This is a genomic window from Planktotalea sp. (genome assembly GCF_018607965.1).
Lineage (GTDB): Bacteria > Pseudomonadota > Alphaproteobacteria > Rhodobacterales > Rhodobacteraceae > Planktotalea.
Genome location: NZ_JABBAM010000007.1, coordinates 1 through 8086, shown reverse-complemented (window position 1 = coordinate 8086; position 8086 = coordinate 1). Strand labels below are relative to the sequence as shown.

The window sequence follows — 8086 nt, the reverse complement described above, 5'->3', positions numbered from 1 at the left end:
TTTGGCTCTATTGGGGTGGGTGGCATATTTTCCTGACTGAACAGCTGCACGATTCCATCTTTTCGGCCATACGAATTGGCTGCATCGAGCACTCAGCCTTGTTCCTCGCCCTTGGGACTGCAATATGTATTTTAACACTAGTATTCACAGCGTGGCCGAAACGGCCCCAAACGTAACGGAGACATACGATGTTCAAAGGACTAGGCAACCTCGGCGATATGGCCGGTATGATGAAAAAAGCCAAAGAAATGCAGGACCAAATGGGTCAAATGCAGGAAGACTTAGCATCCATCACAGTCACGGGTGAAAGCGGCGCAGGTCTTGTCAAAGCAACGGCAACGGCCAAAGGCGAACTGACTGCGCTCGACATTGATCCCTCCATCTTTAACGGCGATGATAAAGAAGTCGTGGAGGACCTGATCCTTGCAGCCATCAAAGACGCCCAACAAAAAGCAGCTGCAAAATCAGCCCAAGAAATGGGTAAACTGACCGAAGGCCTAGGTCTACCAGCAGATATGAAACGGCCTTTCTAAATGTTGCGGCTGTCAGCAGCTTTACTGGGACTTCTTTTCGCCAGCCCTGCAACAGCCCAATATTGGGCAACAAAAGAGATTTGCGATGTAAAAGCGCCGCAAATCCACGCATCAGAATTTGCCCCCGCGACCGAAGGTGACCTGCATGCACGCGCTGCTGAAATCCCTAATTCAGTTGGGCCGTTCTGGAAAGTGGTCGCCCCGAACGGAACAGTCTCGCATCTTTGGGGGACCTTCCATTCCAACCACCCCCTTATTCTTGATCTGCCCGGCCCTGTTTTGGACGCACTTCATGGCTCCGATCTAGTCGCAACAGAGATCGATGGCATCCACTCATCCCGCAGAAAGCTGGAGATCCGGCAATCTGGTTTGGAGGCTTGGCGTCCAGCGCGCTCTGGGTTTGATTTCGATACGATTGATTTGCCCGAGGACGTGATCGATTGGATAAAATCACGCTTTGCCGGTCTTAATTACGGGCGTTATGCACTCGACCATTTAACCCTTGCTGCAGTGGCCGAAACACTGCTGTCCGACCCCTGTAACGATTTCGCGTATGGCACCTTTCCAACGCAAGACAGCCGCAGCCAGATGCTCACAGCGATTGAGGGCATCGACTATATGCCATTGGAAGCATTCGACAGGTTTGCAAAAGATCTGAAGGCCCCCGAGCACGATCTACTTGCGACCTCTATGATCGCCATTCTAGGGCCTGCTTTTAACCCCAAAGCGACCCCAGAGGCCCGCGCGACCTTGTTTGAACTCTATCTGTCGGGGCGAATAGGGGTCATGATGGCGTGGGAAGAAAGCTATCTCCGCTCTATCCTTGGCGTGTGCGCCCGTGTTCATCTCGCACGCGCGGATGGTTATCTTTTGAACCAACGCAACAAAGAATGGGTGCAAACCTTGGGCGATACCATGCTTGAGAAAAAGATGTTTATCGCGGCTGGCTCGTTTCACTTGCCCCGCAGCGAAGGATTGGTCGCCCTCTTGCGGGCGAAGGGCTATACTGTCTCGCGCATTCCATTGGAGCGATAAGTGTGAGCGGTACCATAGACATAGACGCGCTGATAGAGTTGATGGCCAAGCTGCCGGGGCTTGGCCCCCGCTCTGCGCGTCGCGCTGTCTTGCACTTGATCCGCAAACGCGCGCTGCTGCTCACCCCCCTCGCCGACCGCATGCAGACCGTTGCCGAAACCGCACGTGAATGCCTGAATTGTGGAAACGTCGGTACGTCCGATATTTGTGATATCTGCGAAAGCGAAAAACGCGCCAATGGTATTTTATGCGTGGTCGAAGATGTTTCAGATCTTTGGGCTATGGAACGATCCGGCGTCTTCCATGGCCGCTACCACGTTCTCGGCGGCACGCTCTCTGCTCTTGATGCGATCGGTCCGGATGAGCTGCGCATACCCCGCTTAATCGACCGTGTGACCAGCGAAGGCATAACGGAAGTAATCCTCGCGTTGAACGCCACCATAGATGGCCAAACGACAGCGCACTACATTGCTGATATGCTAGAGGCGCGTGTGACGCTGACCTCCCTCGCCCAAGGCGTTCCAATCGGCGGCGAACTCGACTACCTCGACGACGGCACAATCACCGCCGCGATGAATGCTCGAAAGCCGATCTGAAACGATCCGTTTAGATTACATTAAAGTTTACGCTTAAAACACCGCCCTTTTAATTGGCGCGAAAAGCCCTCTATGCGGTGCGGTTTCAATTGCGTTTTCGATGGTGAGGTTGATTTCAGTCCCACCATTTTTCTCCTCTGAGGAATAGGTGACCTGACAGAGCGGCTCGTCGATGTTCGCCATTTGAAACGTGCGCGCGTAGATGTAGGGCGGATCAAATGCGATGACTTTCCCTACGACCATCACGACCTTTTTGTTGAGGTGCACCACCATTCTGTATTTTGCACCCGGCTTTAGAAAATTTGTCGTTTGGCAAATTCATTAAGATGTCATTGGCTACAGGCGCGGGGCTCACAGAGTTAATGCGAATACTTCTGGCAAGTAGCGGCTTGGTCATAAATTTTGTGTAGGCGATCACAGTTTTTTTGAGGGATTTTAGGCCCGCGTTGGATCAATATCCTGTGCCGCAAGAAATGCAGGTAAATCGTCGACGCTTTGCAAGCCCAGCAACGCCTTCATCTTTTCGATGTTCTCTTGACACATCATTCAGACACGGCTGGCCAAGTTCACAATACGCGCGCCATGCGGTAATTTCGGAAGTACTTGCTCCGTCACTTGGTGCAAGCCAAAAGCATTGACCCTTAGTAATTGGATTTGGTTGTCAGGGCATGGCGCCAATCCGGCATTCTTGATCAGTACATCAAACGTCCCGTGCAGCTGAGCGCAAGCGGCTGATACGGCCTCCACGTCCAAAAAATCAACTTGTATCCAATGATCAACATTTTCGGGCAGGCTAGCGATAGCACACATGTGAATTCCAGCGCCAAAGACAAGGTGGCCACACCCATTGCGGCGTTCTGTATCAAATTGGTCAGCTCGCAAAAAGACCGCTTCATCGCGGTTAGCCGAGGCATAAAGCATCATCACACGCGCCCCTTTGGATAGTTGGTGACCTGCGACTTCGACGGCTTTTGATGTATGGCGGCTGAATGAACGGATAGGTGTTCCGATCCAGATCGCTTGATGCGCTGCATTCCGCGCTAAAGAAGGAACCTCTTAATTTTTGCCACGTATCAGGCTTTGACCAAGCGTGAAAAATGAAGTGCCCAATCGCAAAGATAGTCATGTCCAAGCTGGGATTGATGGAATCCCTGATCGCGAAAGGCACGATATCGGTGTCGATTTCGTCGGGCGACGGATGCGTTTAGGCCCTACTTGTAAATGTCCGGCAAAAGCGTCGTGGAAATCGCCGGCACGTAGGCAATGAAGAGAACAACAATAAACATGCACAAAACGAACGGTACAGCACGAACCGCAATTTTGAGGATCGACTCGCCAGTGATGCCTGCAACAACGAACAAGTTAAGCCCCAATGGCGGGGTAATAAACCCAACGCCCAACGCCGTGATCATCATGATGCAGAACTGAATTTCGTTCATTCCGATGTTATCCGCCAAAGGCTTGAGGATTGGCGCAAGGATCACGATGTTTGGCGTCGTCTCCATGACGCAGCCGGCCGCGATCAGAATTCCAATCATCAGCAAAATCAGAATCCAAGGCTCGTCTGTCAGGCTTGTGATAGAGGTCACAAAGCCCTGTGGCACACCCATGATTGCCAAGGCTTCGGCAAGAGGCACTGAGAAGGCGATGATCGGAAGGATAACGCCGTTCACCTTTGCAGAACTGACCAGCATCGCGGGGAAGTCCGCAAAGCTGAGCGTGCGCATGATGAAGCCCATCAGAATGGTGACAACGACAGCCGTTGCGCCAGCTTCCGTAGGTGTTAAACGACCTGAAAAGATGCCATAGAAAATGATGCCTGGTACAATGAACGCATACCAGCCTGACTTCAGCGCTTTGCCGACACCAACCAGCCATTCAGTCCCACTCATCATCCCGCCACCTTCATAATCGTGAATGCGATTCATAATCAGGTTGGTGATCAAAATTGCCAAAAGGATTGCGATGCCAGGGATCAGGGCAGCAAGGAACAACGTGGACGCCGATATACCCAAAACAAGGCCAATGATGATGTAGGCTATTGAGGGGGGGATCAGGATACCCGTACAGGCACCTGCCGCAACAAGCGCGCAGGCGTAGGGGCGGGGATATCCGCTTTCCACCAAGCGCGCGATGGTCATGCGACCTACAGCGGCAGCACCAGCGGCGTCGGATCCAGAGATGGCAGCAAACATGCCACAAACGAGGACCGTTGCAGAACCAAAACCACCCTTTGTAAAGCACGTGAGCGCCTCAGCGACGTCAAGAAATTTGCGGCTCAATCCAGTACGCACCAAAACATCGCCTGTCAGAATGAATAATGGAACCGCCGTTAATGCAAAGGCATCAATGCCTGTAAACAATCGCTCACCCACAAGGCTGAGGGGCAAATCGCCTGACATGACCAGCATCAGAATGGCAGAGCTGCCGATGGCGGCCCAAACAGGCACAGCAAGCGCAATCAGTGCAACGAACATCAAGACAGGGACATAGAAATCCCAACCGAGTTCTACTGTTTGTTGAAGTGTATTCCAGAGCATTTCAATATCCCTTATTCAAACAGCGTATCGCCCTCGTAGACGGGGGTACCATCTCGCAGGGATTTGAAATCTCGTGTGAAGGATTGCAGCAATCGCCAGATCATCAACGCAAAACCAAGGGGAACAGAGAAAATGAACCAAACCTTGGAAACACGTAGACCGTCTGTAACGGAGCCGAACTTATAAGAGACATGTAGCGTCTCCCATGACCAATAAAGCGCGATGCAGGCCACTGTGAACATTACCAGATCACCAAAGATATAGAGCAGCGCCTTTGGTCGTGGCGACAGGTAATGCATGACCACATCAATACGAATGTGCGCGCGTTCTTTTACCGCTGCTGACGCACCAACCCAAGCCAGATAAATAAAGGAAAAGCGGACGATTTCTTCGCCCCATATGGAAGAATACGCGAAAACCTCGCGTCTCAGGACTTCGACAGCCATCGTGACCACAAGCATCACGTAAAACACGAGCAACAACCAGCGCTCAGCATTTCGGTCTACATTTCGCAAAAATTCCATCTGGTGTCCCACCATAAATATGCGGGCCTCATTGCGAAATGATCTTACGCGCTGAGGCCCGCATGGAAATAGGTCTGGCGCAGCCGGGTACCCGCGCCAGATCACACTTTAGGCGTCGTGGACGTAGTATTTGCCCTGCGTACCTGCCGCTTCTTCCATCTTCGCAAAGTTGTCCATAGAACCGGCCAACTCTGTCTTGAAGCTGTCCCACTCTGCCAACTGATAACCACCAGCCGCTTTCCATTCGTTCAACTGATCCTCAGAGAGGCTGTGGAATTCTACGCCGGATTTCGCCAGCTCAGACATTGCGTATGCACGCGCGGATGGAACCTTGGACAGGTTCTGGTGCGCGGTCATTTCAGAGCCCCACATGATGCCTTCCTGAACGTCGGCAGGCATGGAATTGAACCACTCCAGGTTACAAGAATAAACCTGTGAGTCTGGAACCGCTTGCGTGAATGTCACATGGGACAGGATGTCCTTGAAACCAAACACATAAAGCGCGCCAACAGATGGATCGAGCGCGTCTGCAACACCCTGCTTGATCGCAGAAGGTGTTTCGCCCCATGCGACTGGCGTCGGGTTCGCACCAACCATACGGTAGTACTGCTGCAACATTTTGGAACCAGGTACGCGGAACTTAACACCGTCCAGATCGGATGGGGACAGAACAGCGCCTGCGCCGCCTTTGCGAACCGCAACAACGCGCGGATCGATGTTGACGTAGAACAATGCTTTAAAGCCGTTCTCTTCAACTTTTGGTTCAACCGAGGACTTCCAGAAGTCGGACGTCACAAGGTTTGTGAAGCGCTGGTTGGAACCGCAAAGGTAGGGCATGTTGATCAAATCAACCGTGGACGCGAATGGCGCAAAGTTGGAAAGCGAATGCTGCGCCGCTTGGATTGTGCCACCTTGTACCGCCTGAACCAAAGCACCGCCTGCACCAAGCTGGCCACCAGGTGCGAGCTTGACATATACTTTGCCATTCGTTGCGTTCTGGATGTTCTCTTTGAGATCGAGCTGCATGATCGGGTAGCTGCGCGAAGCACCTAGCACATAAGCAGTCGCGATTGTCATCGTGTGCTCTGCTGCTTTCTCGCGATCACGCTCTTCGTTAGCAGTTTGCGCGGTTGCTTCTGTAGACCAAAGCGTACCTGCTGCACCTGCAACCAAAGCTGCTGTAAAGCCGCCTGCAGCGGACAATTTCAAGAAGTTACGGCGCTCTGTCGATGCGACCATCTTATCGTCTTCATTCATTTGTAATTCCTCCTATAGGACTGATTAGCTGTCGTCTTGTTTTTTGCGAGCAGCTTCTTTTTGTAAAATTGCGACCACGAACAAAATCGTAGCCGCGAACAGCACCAGCATTTCACCAACATCGCCAAAATAGGTCACATCCCAAAATGCGCCCGAGGCAACATTTACGAAGTAGACGAGAAATACGATAAATGACGCGAACATGAACATGGCGACCCTCCCAGGCGCTGGTTACTCCATCATGAAAGCGCTTTCATTGAGTCTTTGCAAGCGCTTTCATCCAAATTTGGCAAAATTCAATTTTGCCTGTCTTTTTCAAAAGGTTTCAAACTACAGTAGACCCTGTAACCAAAAAGGCCTAGCCACATGACGTCTCATCAAGCCGTTCCTACTTTGGATGACGTTGCCAAGGCTGCGGGTGTTTCACCTGCGACGGTCTCTCGTTCTTTGAATTCACCGGGCTTGGTATCCAAGTCAACGTTGCAGCGGGTCAAGTCCGCTGTTGATGCTTTGGGTTACACCCCACACTTTGGTGCGCGCTCCATGTCAGCAAAGCGGACTATGACAATAGGTGCCATTATTCCGACGATGGAGAACGCTATTTTCGCCAAAGGCATTCAAGCCTTTCAAGAACGGCTTCATAGTCTTGGTTACACTTTGCTCATCTCTAGCAATTCTTACGATCCTGAGATTGAAGCCGAGCAGGTACGCACCCTCGCTAGTCGGGGCGCTGATGGCATACTTCTGATCGGATATTGGCGCGAAGAAAAGGTTTACGAGTTTCTAAAACAGCGCAATATCCCTTTTCTTTTGGCTTGGGCATTCGCCGCAAATAATGCCTTGCCTGCGATTGGCTTTGATAACCGTGCGTCCATGTACCAGCTTTGTGATCAAGTTCTTGCAATGGGGCATCGAAATATCGCTGTGATTTCTGGCACGACCGAAGGCAACGATCGCGCAACAAACAGATTAAAAGGCATTACCGAGCGGCTCAAAGTAGAAGGGATTGATCTGGCTTCAGTCCCGATCATTGAAACACCATACGACATCGACAATGGTAGCGATGCTTTTGAGCGTCTTATGAGATTGCCAGATCGCCCAAGTGTTGTGATGTGTGGCAACGACGTCCTCGCCGTTGGCGCAATGCAACGTGCTCAAGAAATGGGAATAAAGATACCTTCCGACGTCTCTATAACTGGCTTTGACGGGATCGAGTTAGCGCGTGTCGTCACCCCTAAACTGACAACCGTACGTGTCCCACATTCTGAAATGGGCCGTCTTGCTGCGGATGAACTTGTATGGATGGTTGAAAGTGGTGAAGTGGGACGTTCGCAAGAACTCGCAAGTGAAATCGTCGTCGAAAAGTCAATTATATCGCTTGCCTGAAATCAAAGTTTAGATGACGGCAATGTCCGCCATGTATGATTTTGTCCATCATCGAATTTTGCAGGTGTAGCGAAAGTCGTGTGTAGAAAGATATGTCTCAATTCAACAGACGAGCATGTAAGGCATTTGGGGACTTTCATATGAACTTTTGAAATCCGCACCTGTTTGCGCGAATGCGTCATGCAAGTCGTTCTGGAAAATATCTTATTGGTTGC

Annotated in this window: 10 protein-coding genes; 4 read left to right on the top strand and 6 right to left on the bottom strand. The window is 51.3% G+C overall.

What is annotated here, in order from left to right; genetic code table 11:
* Nucleotides 1-188: 188 nt before the first annotated feature.
* The 3 genes from QZ279_RS00370 to recR are packed head-to-tail and all read left to right on the top strand — an operon-like array spanning nucleotide 189 to nucleotide 2164.
* Nucleotides 189-533, top strand: a complete 345-nt coding sequence (locus QZ279_RS00370; RefSeq protein WP_293446796.1) for a YbaB/EbfC family nucleoid-associated protein — start codon at nucleotides 189-191, stop codon at nucleotides 531-533.
* Entirely contained in the window at nucleotides 534-1568 is a 1035-nt protein-coding gene (locus tag QZ279_RS00365; protein WP_293446795.1) for a TraB/GumN family protein, read from the top strand. It abuts the gene before it with no gap.
* A gap of 2 nt (nucleotides 1569-1570) precedes the next feature.
* Nucleotides 1571-2164, top strand: coding sequence for a recombination mediator RecR (recR, locus tag QZ279_RS00360; RefSeq protein WP_293446794.1), 594 nt, complete (start codon nucleotides 1571-1573; stop codon nucleotides 2162-2164).
* 33 nt (nucleotides 2165-2197) lie between these two features.
* Here recR and QZ279_RS00355 read toward each other — a convergent pair whose 3' ends face one another.
* The 6 genes from QZ279_RS00355 to QZ279_RS00330 form a co-directional block, all read right to left on the bottom strand.
* Entirely contained in the window at nucleotides 2198-2347 is a 150-nt protein-coding gene (locus QZ279_RS00355; protein ID WP_293446793.1) for a hypothetical protein, read from the bottom strand.
* 363 nt (nucleotides 2348-2710) lie between these two features.
* Nucleotides 2711-3163: an SDR family NAD(P)-dependent oxidoreductase gene (locus QZ279_RS00350; protein WP_293446801.1), complete on the bottom strand. Its 453-nt coding sequence runs from the start codon at nucleotides 3161-3163 to the stop codon at nucleotides 2711-2713.
* Between the two features lie 212 nt (nucleotides 3164-3375).
* On the bottom strand, nucleotides 3376-4704 hold the full coding sequence (locus QZ279_RS00345; RefSeq protein WP_293446792.1) for a TRAP transporter large permease: 1329 nt from the start codon (nucleotides 4702-4704) through the stop codon (nucleotides 3376-3378).
* An 11-nt stretch (nucleotides 4705-4715) separates the two neighbouring features.
* Nucleotides 4716-5228, bottom strand: a complete 513-nt coding sequence (locus QZ279_RS00340) for a TRAP transporter small permease (RefSeq protein WP_293446791.1) — start codon at nucleotides 5226-5228, stop codon at nucleotides 4716-4718.
* Between the two features lie 108 nt (nucleotides 5229-5336).
* Nucleotides 5337-6485 (bottom strand): TRAP transporter substrate-binding protein, encoded by a 1149-nt coding sequence (locus QZ279_RS00335; protein WP_293446790.1) that lies wholly within the window; start codon nucleotides 6483-6485, stop codon nucleotides 5337-5339.
* Between the two features lie 24 nt (nucleotides 6486-6509).
* Nucleotides 6510-6695, bottom strand: coding sequence for a hypothetical protein (locus tag QZ279_RS00330; RefSeq protein WP_293446789.1), 186 nt, complete (start codon nucleotides 6693-6695; stop codon nucleotides 6510-6512).
* 156 nt (nucleotides 6696-6851) lie between these two features.
* On the opposite strand from QZ279_RS00330, the gene QZ279_RS00325 reads away from it, so the two are divergent.
* Nucleotides 6852-7871, top strand: coding sequence for a LacI family DNA-binding transcriptional regulator (locus QZ279_RS00325; RefSeq protein ID WP_293446788.1), 1020 nt, complete (start codon nucleotides 6852-6854; stop codon nucleotides 7869-7871).
* Nucleotides 7872-8086: the final 215 nt, after the last annotated feature.

Bases quoted from the DNA above. Each gene is read 5' to 3' on its own strand.
- QZ279_RS00345 (WP_293446792.1), bottom strand. From the start codon at position 4,704: ATGCTCTGGAATACACTTCAACAAACAGTAGAACTCGGTTGGGATTTC.
- QZ279_RS00340 (WP_293446791.1), bottom strand. From the start codon at position 5,228: ATGGAATTTTTGCGAAATGTAGACCGAAATGCTGAGCGCTGGTTGTTG.
- QZ279_RS00330 (WP_293446789.1), bottom strand. From the start codon at position 6,695: ATGTTCATGTTCGCGTCATTTATCGTATTTCTCGTCTACTTCGTAAAT.
- QZ279_RS00365 (WP_293446795.1), top strand. From the start codon at position 534: ATGTTGCGGCTGTCAGCAGCTTTACTGGGACTTCTTTTCGCCAGCCCT.
- QZ279_RS00335 (WP_293446790.1), bottom strand. From the start codon at position 6,485: ATGAATGAAGACGATAAGATGGTCGCATCGACAGAGCGCCGTAACTTC.
- QZ279_RS00370 (WP_293446796.1), top strand. From the start codon at position 189: ATGTTCAAAGGACTAGGCAACCTCGGCGATATGGCCGGTATGATGAAA.
- QZ279_RS00325 (WP_293446788.1), top strand. From the start codon at position 6,852: ATGACGTCTCATCAAGCCGTTCCTACTTTGGATGACGTTGCCAAGGCT.
- QZ279_RS00355 (WP_293446793.1), bottom strand. From the start codon at position 2,347: ATGGCGAACATCGACGAGCCGCTCTGTCAGGTCACCTATTCCTCAGAG.